We start from the raw sequence: 20,355 nt of genomic DNA, 5'->3' as shown, positions 1-20,355 counted from the left end.
TAAAACATTCGCTTTCCAACCCTTAACTTCCTTGTTGACGTACCAAGTGAGTCACCTTAGCGAGAGCACTGTCCAATTTGGCCGGGTCTTTACCACCCGCCTGCGCCATATCAGGACGACCACCCCCACCTCCGCCACACATCGTTGCCACTTCTTTAATAAGCTTACCCGCATGAATGCCTTGTTTTCTATACTTCTCCGACACAGTAGCCACCAGTTGCACTTTCCCATTGCTAGCACTACCTAAAACAAGTACACCTTCTGACATTTGTTGCTTTAATTGATCACTCATCGCACGTAGTCCATTCATATCTTCAGCATTAACTTTAACTGCGAGCACAGGAATACCATCTACTTCCTGTATATGGTTCACTAGTTCTTTTGATTCCAGTTGATGTAAGCGAGCGGAAAGGGAATCGTTCTCTCGCTGTAATTCTTTCATTTGGGTAAGCATCCCATCAACCCGCTCTACCACATCTTCTGTACGTGTTTTTAAGCGGCCAGCAATTTGTTCTAATCGTAACGTTTGTGTTTCATAGAAAGAGACAGCCTGGCGTCCTGTAGCCGCTTCGATCCGACGAATACCAGACCCTATGCCTGCTTCACTCATGATTTTAAACAGCCCGATCTCCGCAGTGCTAGCTACATGAGTTCCTCCACATAACTCTATACTATACTCACCTACTTGCACAACACGCACCACATCTCCATATTTTTCACCAAAGAGAGCCATCGCGCCCATCGCTTTTGCGTCGCTCAACGATTTTTCCAAGATATTAACAGGAGTATTCTTCCATATCTGTTCATTCACTTGGCGCTCTACCTCTTGTAGTTCTGCTACCGTCATCGAACCAAAGTGAGAGAAATCGAAACGGAGACGATCAGATGCCACAAGCGAACCTGCTTGATTCACATGCTCACCCAACGTATCTTTTAGTGCTTGATGAAGCAAGTGAGTCGCTGTATGATTTTTTAACGTATCTAAACGTGTCGGAGTGTCTACTGTCGCTGTCACTCGATCGCCTTTGCGAAGAACACCTTCTTCTATCACAACGGTATGAACATGCTCCCCACGGGGGCCTTTTTGCACCTCTTCTACCCGCGCACGAACTCCAGCAGCTGAGATCATCCCATAGTCGGCTGCTTGTCCACCACTTTCAGCATAGAATGGTGTTTCTTTTAATAGTAACAGACACTGAGTGCCGCTTCCCACCATGTCTACTTCTTGCTCATCTACTATGAGGAGAACTACTTCACTCTCACTTTCTAGATTATCATACCCAACGAAAGTTGTCTCAACACTTGTCTCTGTCAATACGCCACCTTGTACTTGCATACTAGTAGAATCTTGTCGTGCATCACGTGCACGTTCGCGTTGAACTTCCATCTCTTTTTCAAATCCAGTACGATCTACTGTCATTTCTTGTTCGCGAGCAAAGTCTTCTGTCAGATCAACAGGAAACCCATACGTATCGTATAATTTAAACGCTTCATGACCTGAAATCTCCGAGCGTTTCTCTGCTTTTGCTTGTGTAATCCATTGCTCCAAAATCGCGATTCCATCGCTCAATGTTTCCAAAAACCGTTCTTCTTCTTGTCCAATCACACGGCTGATAAATGCTTGCTTTTCCAATGGTTGAGGATAAAACTCCTTGCTAATCTCCACTACCACTTCAGTTAGTAAATGCATAAATGGCCGTTGAATCCCCAGCTTTCTACCATAACGAACCGCACGTCGTAATAAGCGGCGCAGAACATAACCACGCCCTTCATTAGAGGGGAGGACTCCATCGCTTATTGCAAATACCAGCGTACGAACATGATCAGCGATTACTTTGAGCGCAATATCAGTTCCCTCATCCTCGCCATAGCTAACTCCCGCTTCCTTACATGTAGCCTGGATAATCGGTAGAAAACCATCCGTATCGAAGTTGGAAGGTACATCTTGCATCACTGATGCCATTCGCTCCAGTCCCATACCGGTGTCAATATTCTTCTTCGGTAGCGGAGTGTAGCTGCCATCCGGATTATGATTAAACTGTGAGAATACCAAATTCCATATTTCCAAATAACGTTCGTTCTCCCCGCCAGGGTAGCACTCCGGATCACTTAGATTTCCGAACTCTTCACCACGATCATAAAAAATTTCTGTATTTGGACCACTCGGACCTTCACCAATATCCCAAAAGTTTTCTTCCAATCGAACGATACGCTCTTTAGGTACCCCTACTTGTTCATGCCAAATTTTCTCCGCTTCATCGTCCTCAAGATGAATGGTTACAGAAAGGCGGTCCGGACTTAAACCCATCCACTTCGGACTCGTTAGGAACTCCCATGCCCACAAAATGGCCTCTTCTTTAAAATAATCCCCAATTGAAAAGTTACCTAACATCTCGAAAAATGTATGATGTCGTTTGGTATACCCTACATTTTCAATATCATTGGTACGAATCGACTTTTGCGCATTTACAATACGCGGATTATCAGGGGTAACACGACCATCAAAATACTTTTTCAGAGTAGCTACCCCACTATTGATCCAGAGTAGGGTTGGGTCGTCTACAGGCACAAGTGAAGCACTCGGCTCAACGCGATGCCCTTTCTCCTGAAAAAAATCTAGGTACTTCTGCCTAATTTCATGCGTTCTCATTTCTAATCACCGTCCCGATTGATCTTTGAACAAATAAAAAAAACCTTCATCCTGTATAGGGACGAGAGGTTTCCCGCGGTACCACCCTGCTTATTCACACACTTCGGTCTTAAGTACATGAATCACTTGATTTCATAACGGCATCGCTACCGGCAGGTGTTTAACCTGCACTCAGAGACTGGCTTTCCATGTGCATCTACCGAAAAGGCCTTCCAGCCACACTCTCCCTTTATTTATAAGAGAGTATGGGCCCTTCTCTCTGTCGGTTGCTACATGTACTTCGGTCTCATCATCGAATTGTTAAGTATCATCTTCCTATACGTTGTAACGGTATTATACCATGGATTGTCGCAAGGTCAAAATAGAATCCATCTCACACGAAGATGGATTCTATTTCCTAAATTTAAGATATGCTCGGATCCCCTTTATCTATGTCTGTTAACTCATAAGAGTTCAATGACAATAGAAGTGTCATACATCCAAAGGAGAAAATAACTACCACGAATAAAATTTTAAATGATTTCACTGAACATTGGATTCTCCTTTAATTCTTTTTGAACTTCAAACATATTCGTTAACTCGGTCGAAAATTCTTCCGAGCCTGTTTCCTGTAAAGACAATAGAATGCGGAATAGTATTGAATGTTGTTTATGTTTAAATTTTAATCTCTCAGCTATTCTTAGTGCTTGTCGATAATAAACAACCGACTCATCATACCTTATTTGCTTCACCCTTAGATCGCCCATAGTGGCTAGCGCATCCAGTAAGTAAACATCTGCCTTTTCCTCTTTACCTAGCGAAATAGCCCTATGTAGGAACTTGTCAGCTTGTTCTTGCTCACCCCTTCTCATATGTAAAATACCTTTTTTGATTAAAGTGGTAACAAAATAATTTTTAGTTTTTATTAACCCTTCAAGTGACAGCGCATGCTCCAAACATACTTCAGCGCTATCTAAATCACTTACTCTCAGGAAAACACCCCCAAGCGAATCCCAAATATGATGGATACGAATATACTCATTTGTCAGTCTCGCTCGATGAATGCCTTCAAGTCCAACTTCTATCGCTTCTTCATAATATCCCGTCTTACAAAGAAGATTTACTTTCAAATGATACAAATGAAGCAATAAATCAGGCTTTTTAATATCCTCTTTGCGATCCCATACCTCACCGATAATCGATATCGCTTCACCAATTCGATCTAATTTCTCCAGATACGCTATTTTATTTATAATAAGAACATCATACAGGTGATCACGATCACCATTTATACTAAACCTATCCAACCCTTTATTTACATATTTTAAGGCTGACTCCAAGTCATTATTAAAATATGCTATAAAACTTAAACTGTTATAGGCATCCACGTCTATTACATTGTGATTACGCTCTGCTAATCGTATAGCATTGAAAAACTCTTTTTCCGCACGTAATAGGTTTTTTTTCGAAATGAACAGCTTACCTTTAAGGTAGCAAACCATAGCAGACAACGGATGCTCCGTCCCCAGCCCGTCAAATTGGCGCAATCCTTTCTCGGCTACGTCGTAATTCCCCTGATCTAACAACGATTCAATCGATGTCATTTTTAATTCCATAAAGCCAAGTTCCTGTTCCACACCCATCATACGCGCGCTGAGATCAGCTTGATTAATCGACAGCTTGTCCATTAGATATGCCACCTTAGCCGGCAACACATGAGGAACACCACGTTCAATATTGGAAACTGTCGCTGGTGAAATATTGTCATCTGCCACATCTTCAAGACGCAATCCTTTTTCTTTTCTAATTCGACGAATAATTTCTCCTGCTTTTTCAGGATAAACTGTTATCATCTGCAAACCTCCTGGAACCCTACGTTATTGTAATGTAATAGTTGTATAGTAACTCGAAAATCAGAAGATCGACATCTTTATTATATTCTTCTCTTCTTACTCCATTCCCTCTCTTAGGAGCGTAAAGAGTGGGCTATCAAGTGATCCACAACTACCTTACAGGCTGCAAAAAAAGGAACAGCCAAGATCAGTCCGAGAATGCCTCCTAATTCCCCACCCACCAATAAAGCAAAGATAATAAACAAGGGGTGCATGCGTAACGAACGACCCACGATTTGAGGAGAGAGTACATTCCCTTCCAATACCTGCACCACCAGATTAACAGCAATGACCAGCAACACCATTTTAAAAGAAATGGTTAGTGCCACAAAAAATGCAGGAATAGCCCCGATAAAAGGTCCTAGGAACGGAATTACATTAAATAGGGCAACAACAAGTGCCAACAACAATGCATACGGCATGCCAATAACTAAGTAGCCGATGTAGGAAAGAACGCCCACTACAAGACAAACCAATAATTGTCCACGCACATAGTTACCCAGTGCACGATCAATATCTTTTACTACCCGTAAAATGTCACGACGCTGTTTACCAGGTAATAGGGAAACCATGGATTTCTCAATAACAGCCACGTCTTTCAGCATATAGAATGCGAGAAATGGAATGATGAACGCGATGAAGAGCTGATTCAACGTGCTTTCTAAACCACCCGTGGTATCGCTGATCAGATTGGAGATCTTCTCCTCCACTTGAGCGAGGGACTGCTCAATTCCATTACGAACACTCTCTGGTAATAACTCTTTATTATGATTATATTGATCCATCCATTCATGCATTTCACTGTGCCACTGTGGAAGATGTTCCATCAACTCCACCCATTGCTGATTTAAGAGAGGTGCTGTATTCATAAACACAATTGTAAGCGAACCGATAAAGAGAGCGTAAATGAGGAGAACCGCAATTGAACGAGGAACTGCCCGATTACTAAGAGCGGAAACAACGGGATTAAGCAGATAGGAGATAATAATTGCGAATAAAAAAGGAGTAAAGATCGTTTTGATAAAATGCCAAATACCTGCAAAAAAGGGATTCATCTGTACCAGAAGAAACATAATCGCACTAAGGAGTAAGACAAAGAGTGCCACTTGAATATGGGATTCTTTCGGTATCCACTTCATATATCTATCCCCTCCCAGCAACGACAGTTTCAATGCTAGTATATGTACAACCCCTCGGGATTAAGCCAAAAAATCCGGGCGAGTTCGCCCGGATCCAAAGATGAACAACTTAGAGATTATCGGGCAAAACGACGTTTAAAGTGTTGCTTCATCGCCCAAGACATCATTTGATTGCCCATACGCATCGGTTTACCTTTTACTCTGCCCTTGAATTTCTCCCAGGGACTGCGTCGGCTCATCAGCCTTCGCACCATCCACGTCATTAAGGTTCCTACAATCAGAGTAGATAGCCACTTTCTCTGTTTCAAAGGTATTCCCCCTTCGCGGATGAAAAGCAAGATCACAAGAACAAATCGTCTAACGAGGACAAGCTTCCATCCTCTTCTACTTGATACACAGCTGATACCTGTTCATCTTTCACAGCCAGTTCAATAAAACATCCCCAACAGTAAAACTGATGAGAGCCTACTTTACCAAGATCGTGTGAATGGCAGTTGGGACAGCGTAACATGAATCTCCCTACCTTCTCCTGTTATCCACAAGTTCGATCCCGACGGACGGTGCAATGAGGACATCCTCTCCCCACGTTAGAGGTTGATGAGAATGCAGTACCTTTCTTCCTTCTGTCAGATCGCTAATCAATCCGTCGGAAAGCTCATACCCTATCAGCTTCCCCAGTTCCTCTCCAATATAGACATTCTCCACCATCCCCAACTCTTGTCCCGTCGCTTGGATAACAGATCGACCTTTTAATTTCTTATCGCCAGAGAAGAATCCCATACTTTCCTCCACGGCTTCATCCAAGGGAAGAGCCGCGGAAGAATCCTCAACCATCACCGCATCTTGTCCTAAAGCACTCACCCTATTTGCGGGGATAAACTGACCGCGCTTCACCCACTTGCCACTTTCCAATAAGAGTCCATAACATTGCTGGTGATCATCAAAGAGCAGATCACGAACAATCCCCAACTTCTTGCCGTCAACACGCTGGATGACAGGTAAACCGATGATGTCTTGTGAACTGCGCAAGGAAAATCTCCTCCTCCCGCTACCAGTAGTATGACTTGGAGGAGAGCATTTCATGTTGGGAGATCATAGCCATTCTCGGATAAGATTCGCCAAAAAACTATTTCGTTCTTGCCCATCTGCCACTCGTATTCCTGAGCGCATCGCTTTCATCTCCCCACACAGAATCAGATACGACTGACTGCGTGTCACACCCGTATAAAGGAGATTTCGCTTCAGCATGCGTCGATACGCCGATAATACCGGCATAATCACGATCGGAAACTCGGACCCTTGTGCTTTATGGATAGAACAAGCGTAAGCCAAACTTAATTGATTCAGCTGACTACGCTTATAAGCCACTTCTTGTCGATCATAATTTACCCACAGGACAGGATCCTCTTGTACAGCGTCTTCATTTAGTGCGATCACTTGTCCCATGTCTCCATTATAGACAGGGTATTCGGGATGGTTGACCAACTGTAACACCTTATCATGTAATCGGAAGGTACCCTCTCCCCACTTTACTTCTTTCTTACCAGGATGAGGAGGATTAATTGATGCTTGAATCTCTTCATTGATGCGGTTTACACCCACTTCTCCTTTGTACATCGGTGCCAACACCTGCACATCAAATAATGTATAACCACGGTGCAATGCCTCTTCATACGTTTTCAAAACAACCGGCAACGTCTGCTCACGTGTGGTAGAAAAAAAGCGACGGTCTGGCAGAGGTTGTAATAAGTCGTCCGGTAACTCCCCTTCTTTCATCGCATGTGCTAACTGAATAATAGAGGAACCTTCCTTCTGCCGGAAAATATCTGTAAGTTCTACCCGTGGTATCTGTTCCACGTCTAATAAATGATGGAGCACTTTTCCCGGTCCTACGGATGGCAGTTGATCAGCATCCCCCACCAATAATACTTGCATCCCTTTAGGAATCGCACGAAATAATTGATTGGCGAGCCACATGTCCATCATCGAAACCTCATCGACTATTAAAAGGGAACCTTCAATCGGATGTTCGCTATCCCGTTCAAAAAACTCGCCTCGCCATCCCAATAACCGATGAATTGTCATAGCAGGTAGCCCTGTCGATTCAGACATGCGTTTTGCCGCTCGTCCAGTCGGAGCTGCCAATCGAATAGGATATGGTTCCTCTTTGCCTTCATAATCCTTAGGGTCAAGAGAGAACTCATGAAGCTGAGCAAACAAGTGACATATGCCCCGAATAACAGTTGTTTTCCCGGTTCCAGGTCCCCCTGTTAGAATCATCAACGGGGATTGAATGGATGCCAGCATCGCCTCCCGCTGTTTATCCGCATAAGAGACGCTAAGCGACTCTTCTACCTGCCCTAAGATTTCATATGGTTCATGAACGGGGAACTCTTCCTCAGTCTGATTTAACAATTGTTGAACCTTTGCTGCCATCCCATATTCAGCATAATACAGAGAAGGAAGATACAGCCGCCCTTCCTCTTCCAACAACTTCCCTTCCATGACCAACCCCTGTACCAACTGCTCGCGCAGTTCCTCTGGAAAGGTCGTATCAAAATCGCGAAGAATAAGAGCGCGCACACGATCTTCCAACTGTGTCTGTGTCAAAAAAACATGTCCTTCCGCCATTGCAGCTTCCGAAATACTAAATAGCACAGCTGCTTGGAAGCGCTGGGGCGAATCAACGGCTACTCCCACCTGCTGTGCTAATTCATCCGCTTTATGAAAACCAATCCCTTCAATATCTTCGATGAGCCTATACGGGTGAGCACGAACCAAGTCAACTGTATGCTCTTTATATGTTTGCACAATTTTCATCGCTAATATGGGACCAATTCCATAGCGGTAGAGAAAGACCAAAGCGTTTTCCAAAGAGCGATGACCCTGTAGCCCTGTAGCAATACTGTGAGCTTTCTCTGAAGAAATGCCAGGGATATCGACAAGAACATCAGGGTTATCAACAATCTTTTCCAGAGCATTCTCTCCCAAATGATGGACGATCTTCTCAGCTGTTTTTAATCCGACACCATGAAACATATCACTAGATAAGTACTTAACAATCGCTTGCTGTCCAGATGGCATCTCTTTTTGTAGATGTACCACTTCAAATTGACGTCCAAAACGGGGATGCTCGATCCACTTGCCGTGGCATAACAACAATTCGTCTGGATGAGGACGCATAAAGTGCCCTACAATCGTCACTTCTTTTTTATCCAACGCTTCTGACGACTCTTTCACCTGCATCATAAAAACACCAAAGCCATTTTCTTCGTTATAAAAAATTTCTCGTATTAGCATTCCCTTTAGGAAGGGGTGGTCTGTCTGTTTATCAAATGAGGGATCCCCCACTTCACATCACCTCAGGCCTTCCTCTCATTCTCCACGCAAGCGTGCTACTATATCCGCTGTCACTTGCGCTGCTCGAATCACATCGGTTTCCTCATTACCCATCCCGAAACTAAAACGAACAGCGGAGCGAGCTTCTTCTATAGGCAGATTCATCGCTTCAAGCACGTGTGAGACCTCCAATGTCCCCGATGTACATGCTGAACCACTAGCACAAGCGATTCCAGCCAAGTCCAAATTCATCAAAAGCGTTTCCGTCTCAACTCCTACAAAGCTAACATTTAAAATATGAGGCAAATGATCTCTCTCGTGTCCATTGAGATGATAAGAAAGCCCCAATCGATCCCACTCAGTCATCATTGCCTGACGCAATCCAGCTAGACGTGCAAACGCAGCCGCAGTAGAAGAGGTGGCAAGCGAAATGGCTTTTCCAAATCCAACTATGCCAGCTACATTTTCCGTCCCTCCCCGCCGTTTTCGCTCCTGACTCCCCCCATATAGCATGGGACGAAAATGCGTACCCATACGCACATATAAAGCTCCTACCCCTTTGGGGCCGTTTACCTTATGACTAGAAAGGGAGAGCAGATCCACAGGGAGGACGGAAACATTTACCTCTTTTTTTCCGATAACTTGCACAGCATCCGTATGAACAGGAAGCTGATGTTGACGAGCGATCTCTCCGATCTCCTTTATCGGATTAACCGTTCCTACTTCATTGTTTCCGTACATCACACTTATTAAGGCCGTTTTTTCCTCGATAGCTTCCGCTATATCTTGAGGAAGAACTTGTCCGCTTGAGGTTACGGGTACATATGTAACGCGGAATCCAAGGGTTTCAAGGTAGTGACACGACTCTAACACAGCTTTATGCTCTACTGTTGAAGTAACAATATGGTCTTTTCCCTGTTCACGTTGAGCAAGCAAACAGCCCCACAACGCTGCGTTATCACTTTCCGTTCCACCACTGGTAAACATTATCTCACCCGCATCAGCTCCAATTGCCTCTGCTACCTGTTGTCGTGCTTCATCAACTGCATGACGGGCCGTCCGGCCATAGGCATGTAAGCTAGACGGATTGCCAAAATGTTCATCTAGAAAGGGAAGCATTGCTTCTCTTACGCTGGGATGCAGAGGCGTTGTAGCTGCATGATCAAGATAGATAGACATCTTTTTCACCCTCATCCTTAGATATAAAACATATAATAATCTTTTTCATCCCCATCCTGGGAAGTGCGAATAAGATCCGCTACTGTGGTTTCATCCAGCTCTTTTTCAATTGCTGCTTGCACACGTGCCCACAATTCACGCTGCGCTTCATTAACTTCCTCATCTAGCTCTACAGGTGAGATCGGCCCTTCCAACACCCGGATAATATCCCCAGCTGTAATTTTATCCGCAGGATGAGCCAATACATATCCACCGTACGCTCCGCGCACACTGCGTACTAAGCCTGCATTACGGAGAGGCGCAATCAACTGCTCCAGATAATGCTCTGATAAACCATGGCGCTTGGCCACGCTTTTGAGCGGAATCGGTTTACCTTCACACTGATGAGCCAAGTCCATCATGATGGTTAACCCGTACCGCCCTTTTGTCGATACTTTCATCTATTACACCTCTTCCCATATGCTTCACTTTCTTTTATCCTTTAATTGTATCGAAAAGACAAGATCCAGCCAACTAGAAGGAGCACCTTCCATGAATTTATTTGAATATGGAGAAGCACAGCACGACCAAACTCGCCCATTAGCTGCTCGCATGCGTCCACGGAACCTGGACGAAATCATCGGTCAACAGCATCTTCTCGGACAAGGAAAACTGCTTCGACGCGCCATCGAGGCTGATCAACTCTCCTCTCTCATTTTTTATGGCCCTCCGGGTACAGGCAAAACAACCCTGGCTATGGTGATTGCCAATACTACACAAGCTCGTTTTGAACAGCTAAATGCGGTAACAGCGGGAGTAGCCGATATTCGCCGTCTCATTGAAGAAGCAAAGGAGAGACGGAGTATGTATCAAGAAAAAACACTCCTCTTTATCGATGAAATCCATCGTCTCAATAAATCTCAGCAAGATGCTCTGCTTCCCTATGTCGAGGAAGGGACCGTTACTTTAATCGGAGCAACAACTGAGAACCCTTCCTTTGAGGTAAATAACGCTTTATTATCACGCTCACGAGTTTTCACTTTAGTTCCTCTGGAAGCGAATGAGATGATCGAGCTTGTCACAAAAATTTTGGCTGATGAGGAGCGTGGGCTTGGCTCCTACCATGTCGAGATTGACCATGACGCACTGGAGCACGTCATTCAGGTGGCAGGCGGAGATGCACGCAATATTATCAACGCGCTAGAACTGGCCGTGCTCACCACTCACCCCAATGAAGAGGGAAAACGACGCATCACTCTAGAGATCGCTGAAGAATCCATTCAACAAAAGCGTGTGCACTACGATAAGAATGGCGACATCCACTATGATACCGTCTCGGCATGGATCAAAAGCATGCGTGGTTCTGATCCCGATGCCGCCCTTTACTATCTAGCAAAGATGCTACATGCCGGCGAAGATCCCCGCTTCATCCTCCGTCGTCTCATCGTACACGCGGCAGAAGATGTGGGTATCGCAGATCCCCGCGCCTTACAAATAGCCACTGCCGCCGCCCAAGCAGTCGAATATGTAGGTATGCCCGAAGCGCGCATTCCATTAGCAGAAGCTGTTATATATATTTCAACGGCTCCAAAGAGCAATGCAGTGGTAACTGGCATCGATGCTGCACTTACAGCAGTAAACAAAGAGGAACGCGGTGATGTTCCACCCCATCTTTGGGATAGTCATGGCAAAAAAGGGCGACCTGGGGACCAAACTGACCGTTATCTTTATCCACACGATTACCCTCATGGTTATGTTTTGCAACAGTACTTACCGGATGAGCATCTGGGTAAACAATTTTACCATCCGTCCCCAATTGGATATGAAGGAAAGGTGCAAGTCTATTGGGAAGAAATAAAGAAAAAAAGCAAACGATGATGGCGTATGCGGTGAAGACGAGAAATCTTCATCGCTTTTTCTCTATACATCAAAAAGGTGTGAATCAAAAGACTCACACCCGCGCCTCTAAAACTTCAAGCCTTTTCTTTTTCCATCTCTTCCACAATCGGAATCGCTTCCTTCCACTCACGAATGCGTAACAGATCATGAGCATAATCTTCGTTGTAATTGGCGTGAACAACAACCGTTTTAATACCATTCTTAACTAAACAGTCTAGGTGATACGGTGCATCCTCAAAAAAGAGATCAATCCCTAAATCCACAGCGATCTTCCCTTTATTTTGCGAACCCATATATAAATTTTTCCCATCATAAGGGAAGTCGTTCTCATTTAACCATTTCTTTGTTATTTCTGTAATATTTTTCATATCAGGACGAGCGGTGATAAAGAAAATCTCATGTCCTCGGTTACGAAAATCGTGTAAAATCGGAGCCGCATCGATTAATGGGTGCCCAATCGAATAAATGATGTGTTCCATCCGGCGCCACATCGCCTTTCCTTCTTTGGCTGTAAGTCCATATGCTTTATCTAGGTGGAATTCACGGATATCTTCGGGACGAACCTCCTTTTGTAATTCTTTGTTGTACACTTTTACGGCAGCTTCTTGCGTATGTTTGATGGTACCATCAATATCAATTCCAATTTTCAAACGAATTCATCCTTTGTATACCGATTTCCTTGCCTCTACTATAGATTTTATCATGAAACCAATATTTATGTACAAAAAAAAGAGGCCCCGGGAGTGCCGTAAGATCCTTAGTTTTGAACCTGCCTAAGCAGGTGGGTGCCCTGCACTGATGTTTGCGGGTCCACACGATGGAGGCATCCGTTCCCATCAATGACACCAAGCTCCCGTTGTGGAAGTGTTGGCTCAAAACTTGAGGATGATACGAGCATCTCAGAGCGTCTCTCTTTGTTGGTATTATCATACCACTTGCCTTTTACAATTTCAAGCGTCAGAATGTGGCTACTAAATAAATGGGTACCTTAAGCTTCCACTTCGCTTTTGACTAATGAGATCGCTAAAGCATTTAACTGCGATTCATCCACCGGTGTAGGGGCATGTGTGAGGAGGCATCGAGCTTGATTCGTTTTCGGAAACGCGATGCAATCACGCAAGTTATCACGTCCTGCTAGTAACATCACAATTCGATCAAACCCAAGGGCGATCCCACCATGAGGTGGTGCTCCGTATTCAAAAGCTTCCAAGAAGAAGCCAAACTGTTCGTATGCTTCTTCCATCGTAAAACCAAGCGCTGTAAACATCGCTTCCTGTACTTCGCGACGATAGATACGCTGACTGCCGCCCCCGATTTCGTACCCATTAAGAACGAGATCATACGCCTGTGCACGCACACTCCCAGGATCTGTCGTCAACTTCTCCACATCTTCAGCAACAGGCATGGTGAAGGGATGATGTTCTGCAAAATAACGACCTTCTTCCTCGTCGTAGGATAGCAATGGGAAATCAGTTACCCACAGAAAGCTATATTTTCCTTGTGGAATCAAGTCCAGTTCTTTAGCTAAGCGAGTACGTATTTCTCCCAATACTTGTGCAACCACTGTCGGCTTATCTGCTACGAACAGTATCATATCGCCCACTTCCGCTTCCAATACCTTTGCCATTTTTGTCCACTCTTCGGCAGAGAGAAATTTGGCTACAGGTCCCTTATTCCCCTCTGCACGCACTGCTAGCCAGGCAAGTCCTTTAGCACCGAGCTCTTGAGCTACTTTGCCCCAACCATCTACCACCTTACGGCTCCAATCAGCACATCCTTTTACATTGATCGCCTTTACCTGTCCCCCACCTGCTACTGTAGTGGCAAACACTTTGAAGCCACTGTTGTGAACTAATCCCGATAAATCTCGCAGTTCCATCCCGTAGCGCATATCTGGTTTGTCTGTGCCAAAGCGATCCATCGCCTCCTGGTGAGTAAGGCGCAAAAACGGCCCTTCCACATGTGCTCCAATCGTTTCCTCAAACAGCTTCATCATCATCTCTTCCATCATTTTCAGCAACGATTCTTGTGGAAGGAAAGAAGCTTCAATATCTACTTGAGTAAATTCTGGCTGCCGATCAGCACGCAGATCCTCATCGCGGAAACAACGTGTAATCTGGAAGTACTTCTCTAAACCTGCTACCATCAACAGCTGTTTAAACATCTGTGGTGATTGTGGAAGAGCGAAGAAGTTCCCTCCTTGCACCCGACTGGGAACCAGATAGTCGCGCGCACCCTCGGGTGTACTTTTAGTCAAAATGGGGGTTTCTACTTCTAAAAATCCACCTTCATCCAGGTAGGAACGTATCATCTGCATAGCACGATGACGAAGTACCAATGTTTTTTGCATCTCTGGACGACGCAAGTCGAGATACCGATATTTTAAGCGCACCATTTCATCAACATCAATATGATCTTCAATGTCGAGCGGAGGGGTTTTCGCTTCGTTTATCACCTCGATCTGCTTACACTCAATTTCTATTTTTCCTGTCTCCATGTTGGGATTAACCGCATCTTCTGCCCGTGCCACCACGGTCCCTTCAACACCCAACACAAATTCGCGTCGTACTTTCTCAGCCACTTGCACCGCCTCTGCTGATACTTCGGGGTGACAAACAACCTGCACCCGACCAGAACGATCGCGCAAATCGATAAAAATTAACCCTCCCAAGTCGCGTCGTTTCTGTACCCAGCCAGTTAACCTTACCTTTTCACCAACCGAAGCGGTTCCTAGTTCTCCGCAATGATGTGTTCTTGTCTGCTGTTCCATGCTCTTTCCCCCTATTAGATCTGCTTTTCTTTTAATATGTGAGTCAGTTCCTCTAATCCAACCTCACTTTGCTCACCACTTGCTAGCTCTTTTATTCGCACTCGTTGATTCTTTATTTCCTCATCACCGATAATGACAACATAACGCGCTCCCGCCCGGTCAGCCGCCTTCATCTGCCCTTTTAACTTCCGGTTTAACAAATCACGCTCCACCGCCAAACCAGCTTTCCTCAGTTCATGTAGAATACGAGTGGTCTCCTCTTGTGCCTGTTCACCCAAGGCAACTACATACGCATCTAATGTTGTCATCTGCGGAAATTCTTTTTCTGAAGTTTTCAACGCTAGCAAAACTCGTTCCATACCAATCCCAAAACCAATCCCGGACATCTCAGGGCCACCCATCTCTTTTACCATGCCATTATAGCGACCACCGCCACCAATCGTAGACGCTTGTCCCCCTCCTTGCCGGTTCTCCAACATATACTCGAACGCCGTACGTGTATAATAATCTAAGCCCCGCACAAGCCGGTCGTTATGGCGATAAGGAACGTTAACTAGCTCCAATTCTTTTTTTACTTGTGAAAAGTGTGTCGTACACTCCTCACACCATGCCTCCACAATACTAGGTGCATCCTTAATAATCGCTTGACAAGATTCTTTTTTACAGTCGAGAATTCTTAATGGGTTGCGAGTAAGCCTGGATTGACAATCTCCACATAACTGCTCTTGATAGGGAGTAAAATAGTCAACTAAATTAGCGCGATGGACGGGACGGCAAGTTGTGCAACCTACGCTATTAATCTCTACCGTTACTCCTTCTAGACCAACCGCGGCAAACCAGTCCATTCCTAAGGTGATCACTTCTGCATCACTTTCTGGCTCATAGGTGCCAAACAACTCTACACCAAACTGATGAAATTGCCGCTGACGGCCTGCCTGTGGACGTTCATATCGATACATGGGTCCTACATAATACAACTTCGTCGGCTGTGGCTCTCCGTAGGTCTTATGTTCGACAAACGACCGTACCACGGGAGCCGTTCCCTCTGGACGCAAAGTTAAGCTACGCCCCCCACGATCCTCAAAGGTGTACATCTCCTTCTCCACAATATCCGTTGTCTCACCCACACCCCGTTTAAACAGCTCCGTGCTTTCAAACATAGGCGTACGAATTTCGGCATAGTGGTACTGACGGCATATCTTTCTAATATTATCTTCTATCCACTGCCACATCTCTACTTCACCCGGCAGGATATCCTGCGTTCCACGCGGTACTTTAAACTGCATAATCATTACCCCTCCCGTATAAAAATAAAAAATCCCCCACCCCTGACATCTATGTCGTTGTCAGGGACGAGAGATTGGTTGATGAACTTCCAACACCCGCGGTGCCACCCTTGATTGAAAAGTAAGCGATCTACTCTTCCACTTGCAGGAACCAGGTATCGTCTGGTCACCGTCTGGGTCTACTCACTACTTCCGTACTTGCTTTCGCTCCAGAACCTCCGGGTGTCTTTCCTCAGGTCAGATACACAAGAGATGCTTTCAGCCTATGGCATCTCCTCTCTTGCTGTGTTGAACATCCGAGTACTTTTCCCATCACCGGTACGTATCAAGTTTTTGGGTATTATTGTGTAGAAATGATACTGGAACTATACGTAAATGTCAAGTGTAAAAGGAACAAAATTTCTAATCACCCTCTAAAGCAGTTATGTAAGCCAATCGCAATCGAAAATGGGTGTACTCTCGCAAATAAAAAAGATAGAATAAATAGAGACCATCGCTCATAGGATACAAGAGAACCAATTACATAGACAGGAGGCGCAGAATGGAAAAGAATTTTCAAGAACTTAAAAAACTGTTACAAGAGGTAAGTGATTTAGAATATGCTGCAGGGGTATTAAGTTGGGATCAATCCACCTATATGCCTGTCAAGGGGGCAGCCGCTCGTGGTCGACAGCTAGCTACTATTGGAAAACTAGCACATGAGAAATTTACTTCTCCCGCTATCGGTAACCTACTAGAATCACTCGCCACATACGAAGATAGCATGCCGTACGAGAGTACAGAAGCAAGTTTGATCCGTTTAGCCCGTAAACAGTATGAAAAAGCTCTACGCGTTCCATCTTCCTTCGTATCTAAGCTATACAACCACAGCTCTGAAACATATCAAGTATGGACAAAAGCTCGCCCCGAAAATGATTTCGCCGCTGTGTTGCCCTATCTGGAAAAAACGTTAGAGTACAGTCGCGAACTCGCTTCTTTTCATCCCTATGAACATATTGCCGATCCGCTGATCGCTGAAGTCGACCCTGGAATGAAAACAGCCGAAATTCGAAATGTCTTCGCTCAGTTACGCAAAGAGTTGGTTCCCCTCGTACAAGCGATTACGGAACAAGCTGATTTTGATCCCGCTTGTATCCACCAACCTTTCGCCATCCAAGATCAAGAAGCCGTTTGCAAAGATATTGTAGGTAAATTGGGCTATGACTTTGAGCGCGGACGTTTAGATACCACTCACCATCCCTTCATGACCAACTTCTCTATAGATGACGTTCGAATCACCACCCGTTATCAGGAAAATGATTTGAGTGATTCGCTCTTTAGTACCATTCATGAAGCCGGACATGCTCTCTATGAGCTGGGTGTCGATAGTAGTTTGGAAGGGACACCGCTGGCAAGTGGTACCTCGTCCGGAGTGCACGAAAGCCAATCACGTCTGTGGGAAAATCTAGTCGGACGCAGCTTACCTTTTTGGGAGTTTTATTACCCGCAATTACAAAAAGCGTTCCCAGAGCAATTAAACAATGTATCACTTACCACGTTTTATCGCGCCATCAACCGCGTACAGCGATCGCTCATCCGTACCGATGCAGATGAGGTTACCTATAACTTGCATGTGATCATTCGCTTCGACTTAGAGCTTGCCATGCTCGAAGGAAAGCTGGCCGTACGCGACCTACCGGAGGCTTGGCATGCTCGTTACAAGTCCGACCTAGGAATCCAGGCGCCCGATGATCGGGATGGCGTCCTACAAGATATCCACTGGTATATGGATACCATCGGTGGGTCGTTCCAAGGCTACACTCTTGGGAATATCATGAGTGCGCAATTTTATGATGCAGCTCTAAGTAGCCATCCTGATATCCCACAACAAATTTCTCAAGGTAACTTCACTGTCCTACACAACTGGCTACAGGAAAACATCTACCAGCATGGCCGTAAATTTAGTGCAGATGAAATTCTGCAAAAAGCAACAGGTAGTTCCTTGATGATCGACCCCTATATTCGCTATCTAAAAAGCAAGTTTGGAGAGCTTTACAACTTGTCGTTGTAACCTATAAAAACGTAAGAGGCTGACGGAAGATACCACCGACATCATCTTCACCGCTAAAAAACCGCCCCCCTCTAATAGCGTGAGGGGGGCGGTTTTATTGTATATTTACACTTACTTCTTTAACGTTTTCTTCATTTTTTCTGTCACGTTGTCCACAGTAAAGCCAAACTTCTCCATTACCAATTCACCTGCAGCAGAGGCTCCAAAACCATCCATCCCAATGACGGTACCGTGATCACCCACGTATTTCTCCCATCCCATCGAATGAGCCGCCTCCACAGCAACACGTGCCTGGATCGCTTTTGGCAATACTTTTTCTTGATATGATGGTGTTTGTTGAGCAAACAACTCGCGACAAGGTACACTAACCACACGCACATAAATCTCTTCGTCAGCTAACTGCTGTTGTGCCTCCATCGCTAAGCTCGTCTCAGAACCTGAAGCAAGAATAATTCCTTCAGGATCCCCGTTTTTCGCTTCGGAAAGAATATAGGCACCTTTTTTCGTTCCTTCTTGCGCCTTCTCTTGAGATCCTTCCAAAATAGGCAAGTTTTGACGACTGAGTGCCAGCGCAACTGGGGCTTTTGTCTGTTCCAGAGCAAAGCGATAAGCAGCCACTGTCTCATTACCATCCGCTGGACGGAACGTATACAACCCCGGGATCAGGCGCATAGATGGAATTTGCTCTACGGGTTCATGCGTCGGCCCATCTTCACCAACAGCAATGCTGTCATGGGTAAATACATAGAGCACAGGGAGCTGAGATAATGCCGCCAGACGAATCGCCGGTCGTAGATAATCAGAGAAAACCAAGAAAGTAGCTCCAAAAGCCCGCAATCCCCCATGATACATCATTCCATTAAGGGCGGCTCCCATACCATGTTCACGCACACCAAACCAGATGTTACGACCACTGCGATCTTCTGCTTGAAAGATACCAGCATCTTTCATGGTTGTTTTATTGGATGAGGCCAGATCAGCCGATCCTCCAAATAATGTTGGAACTGTCTTAGCCAATGCATTGAGCACCTCACCGGAAACAGAGCGTGTAGCTACCGCTTTATCCGACGAGGTAAACGTTGGGAGCTCCTTGTCCCATCCCTCAGGAAGCTTTCCCTGCAACGATTGTTCTAACTGCCGTGCCAATTCAGGATATGCTTCACGATAACGGGCCATCATATTTTGCCACTTGATCTCCGTCTGCGATCCCTTCTCTTTCAACTCTGCGAAATGGACAGATACTTCATGGGGAACGGTAAAAGGCTCACTCGCAGCCCAGCCGTACTCTTTTTTCACTTCTTCAACTTCATCTTTTCCAAGTGGAGCACCATGTACTTTGCTCGTTCCCGCCTTATTAGGACTACCGTATCCGATTACGGTACGAACTTCGATCATAGTAGGACGCTGGGTATCAGCTTGTCCTTCACGAATAGCTGCCTCGATCGCGTCTAGATCGTTTCCATCTTCCACCCGCAATACTTGCCATCCATATGCTTCAAAGCGCTGTCGCACCTCTTCTGTAAAGGCATGTGAGGTTTCTCCATCCAAGGAGATATCATTAGAATCGTACAGTGCAATCAACTTACCTAGCTTCTGATGCCCTGCTAACGACGCTGCTTCAGCTACGACGCCTTCCATCAGGTCACCATCACTACACAATGTATACGTATAATGGTCAACTACTTTGAACTCATTCTTATTATAAAGAGCAGCCAGATGTTCTTCTGCCATCGCCATCCCTACTGCATTGGAAAGCCCTTGTCCAAGGGGGCCCGTGGTCGCTTCCACACCAGGAGTATGACCAAATTCGGGGTGACCTGGAGTGCGACTACCCCACTTGCGGAAAGCTTTTACTTCCTCTAAGGATAAATCATACCCACTCAAGTGGAGCAAGCTGTAAAGCAGCATGGAGCCATGGCCAGCAGACAAGACAAAGCGGTCGCGATCAAACCATTCGGGATTAGCTGGATTATGTTTAAGAAAGCGGGACCATAAGACATAGGCCATTGGAGCCGCCCCCATCGGAAGTCCAGGGTGGCCAGAGTTAGCCTCTTCAATCGCATCGATAGAAAGCATACGAATCGTATTTACTGCTAGATCGTCAATCGACTGGCGTGGTGTCATCGGAATCGTCTTCCTCCTTCATATTTAAACCAAGTATACCTATTCGTTGGCTATTATAGCACATCGGTG

15 protein-coding genes and 1 other RNA gene are annotated in these 20,355 nt (G+C 45.3%); 2 read left to right on the top strand and 14 right to left on the bottom strand.

Features of this window, described 5'->3' with window-relative positions:
* Positions 1 to 22: 22 nt before the first annotated feature.
* The 9 genes from alaS to cymR form a co-directional block, all read right to left on the bottom strand.
* Entirely contained in the window at positions 23 to 2,650 is a 2,628-nt protein-coding gene (gene alaS, locus NXZ84_RS01520) for an alanine--tRNA ligase (protein ID WP_258838537.1), read from the bottom strand.
* Between the two features lie 512 nt (positions 2,651 to 3,162).
* On the bottom strand, positions 3,163 to 4,482 hold the full coding sequence (locus tag NXZ84_RS01515) for a helix-turn-helix domain-containing protein (RefSeq protein WP_258838536.1): 1,320 nt from the start codon (positions 4,480 to 4,482) through the stop codon (positions 3,163 to 3,165).
* Positions 4,483 to 4,595: 113 nt separating this feature from the next.
* Positions 4,596 to 5,660 carry an AI-2E family transporter gene (locus tag NXZ84_RS01510; protein WP_258838535.1) on the bottom strand — a complete coding sequence of 355 codons (1,065 nt, stop codon included), beginning with the start codon at positions 5,658 to 5,660 and terminating at the stop codon, positions 4,596 to 4,598.
* 116 nt (positions 5,661 to 5,776) lie between these two features.
* Complete coding sequence (locus tag NXZ84_RS01505; protein ID WP_258838534.1) at positions 5,777 to 5,968, bottom strand: hypothetical protein; 192 nt, start codon at positions 5,966 to 5,968, stop codon at positions 5,777 to 5,779.
* A 32-nt stretch (positions 5,969 to 6,000) separates the two neighbouring features.
* Positions 6,001 to 6,171 (bottom strand): hypothetical protein, encoded by a 171-nt coding sequence (locus NXZ84_RS01500; RefSeq protein WP_258838533.1) that lies wholly within the window; start codon positions 6,169 to 6,171, stop codon positions 6,001 to 6,003.
* 8 nt (positions 6,172 to 6,179) lie between these two features.
* Positions 6,180 to 6,689 (bottom strand): PRC-barrel domain-containing protein, encoded by a 510-nt coding sequence (locus NXZ84_RS01495; protein WP_258838532.1) that lies wholly within the window; start codon positions 6,687 to 6,689, stop codon positions 6,180 to 6,182.
* Positions 6,690 to 6,752: 63 nt separating this feature from the next.
* Positions 6,753 to 8,960 (bottom strand): SF1B family DNA helicase RecD2, encoded by a 2,208-nt coding sequence (gene recD2 / locus NXZ84_RS01490; protein WP_258838531.1) that lies wholly within the window; start codon positions 8,958 to 8,960, stop codon positions 6,753 to 6,755.
* Between the two features lie 75 nt (positions 8,961 to 9,035).
* Positions 9,036 to 10,193 carry a cysteine desulfurase family protein gene (locus NXZ84_RS01485; protein ID WP_258838530.1) on the bottom strand — a complete coding sequence of 386 codons (1,158 nt, stop codon included), beginning with the start codon at positions 10,191 to 10,193 and terminating at the stop codon, positions 9,036 to 9,038.
* Between the two features lie 2 nt (positions 10,194 to 10,195).
* The gene (gene cymR / locus NXZ84_RS01480) at positions 10,196 to 10,618 is read right to left on the bottom strand and encodes a cysteine metabolism transcriptional regulator CymR (protein WP_258838529.1); all 423 of its coding nucleotides are present in this window, start codon (positions 10,616 to 10,618) and stop codon (positions 10,196 to 10,198) included.
* A gap of 91 nt (positions 10,619 to 10,709) precedes the next feature.
* Between cymR and NXZ84_RS01475 the strand changes: the two genes are divergently transcribed.
* Positions 10,710 to 12,035: a replication-associated recombination protein A gene (locus NXZ84_RS01475; RefSeq protein WP_258838528.1), complete on the top strand. Its 1,326-nt coding sequence runs from the start codon at positions 10,710 to 10,712 to the stop codon at positions 12,033 to 12,035.
* 95 nt (positions 12,036 to 12,130) lie between these two features.
* Here the strand turns inward: NXZ84_RS01475 and NXZ84_RS01470 are convergent, their stop codons facing one another.
* From NXZ84_RS01470 to hisS, 4 genes are all read right to left on the bottom strand, one after another.
* Complete coding sequence (locus tag NXZ84_RS01470; RefSeq protein ID WP_258838527.1) at positions 12,131 to 12,706, bottom strand: 5' nucleotidase, NT5C type; 576 nt, start codon at positions 12,704 to 12,706, stop codon at positions 12,131 to 12,133.
* 80 nt (positions 12,707 to 12,786) lie between these two features.
* A non-coding RNA gene (gene ssrS, locus NXZ84_RS01465) (6S RNA) lies at positions 12,787 to 12,965 on the bottom strand.
* Between the two features lie 79 nt (positions 12,966 to 13,044).
* Positions 13,045 to 14,826 carry an aspartate--tRNA ligase gene (gene aspS, locus NXZ84_RS01460; RefSeq protein WP_258838526.1) on the bottom strand — a complete coding sequence of 594 codons (1,782 nt, stop codon included), beginning with the start codon at positions 14,824 to 14,826 and terminating at the stop codon, positions 13,045 to 13,047.
* 14 nt (positions 14,827 to 14,840) lie between these two features.
* The gene (gene hisS / locus NXZ84_RS01455; RefSeq protein WP_258838525.1) at positions 14,841 to 16,112 is read right to left on the bottom strand and encodes a histidine--tRNA ligase; all 1,272 of its coding nucleotides are present in this window, start codon (positions 16,110 to 16,112) and stop codon (positions 14,841 to 14,843) included.
* Positions 16,113 to 16,653: 541 nt separating this feature from the next.
* On the opposite strand from hisS, the gene NXZ84_RS01450 reads away from it, so the two are divergent.
* On the top strand, positions 16,654 to 18,162 hold the full coding sequence (locus tag NXZ84_RS01450) for a carboxypeptidase M32 (protein WP_258838524.1): 1,509 nt from the start codon (positions 16,654 to 16,656) through the stop codon (positions 18,160 to 18,162).
* A 111-nt stretch (positions 18,163 to 18,273) separates the two neighbouring features.
* On the opposite strand, the gene tkt is transcribed toward NXZ84_RS01450, so the two are convergent.
* Positions 18,274 to 20,286: a transketolase gene (gene tkt, locus NXZ84_RS01445; RefSeq protein ID WP_258838523.1), complete on the bottom strand. Its 2,013-nt coding sequence runs from the start codon at positions 20,284 to 20,286 to the stop codon at positions 18,274 to 18,276.
* Positions 20,287 to 20,355 lie beyond the last annotated feature (69 nt).

It is taken from the genome of Mechercharimyces sp. CAU 1602, from assembly GCF_024753565.1.
Classification (GTDB): domain Bacteria; phylum Bacillota; class Bacilli; order Thermoactinomycetales; family JANTPT01; genus Mechercharimyces.
This window is presented reverse-complemented; position numbering and strand designations above follow the sequence as displayed.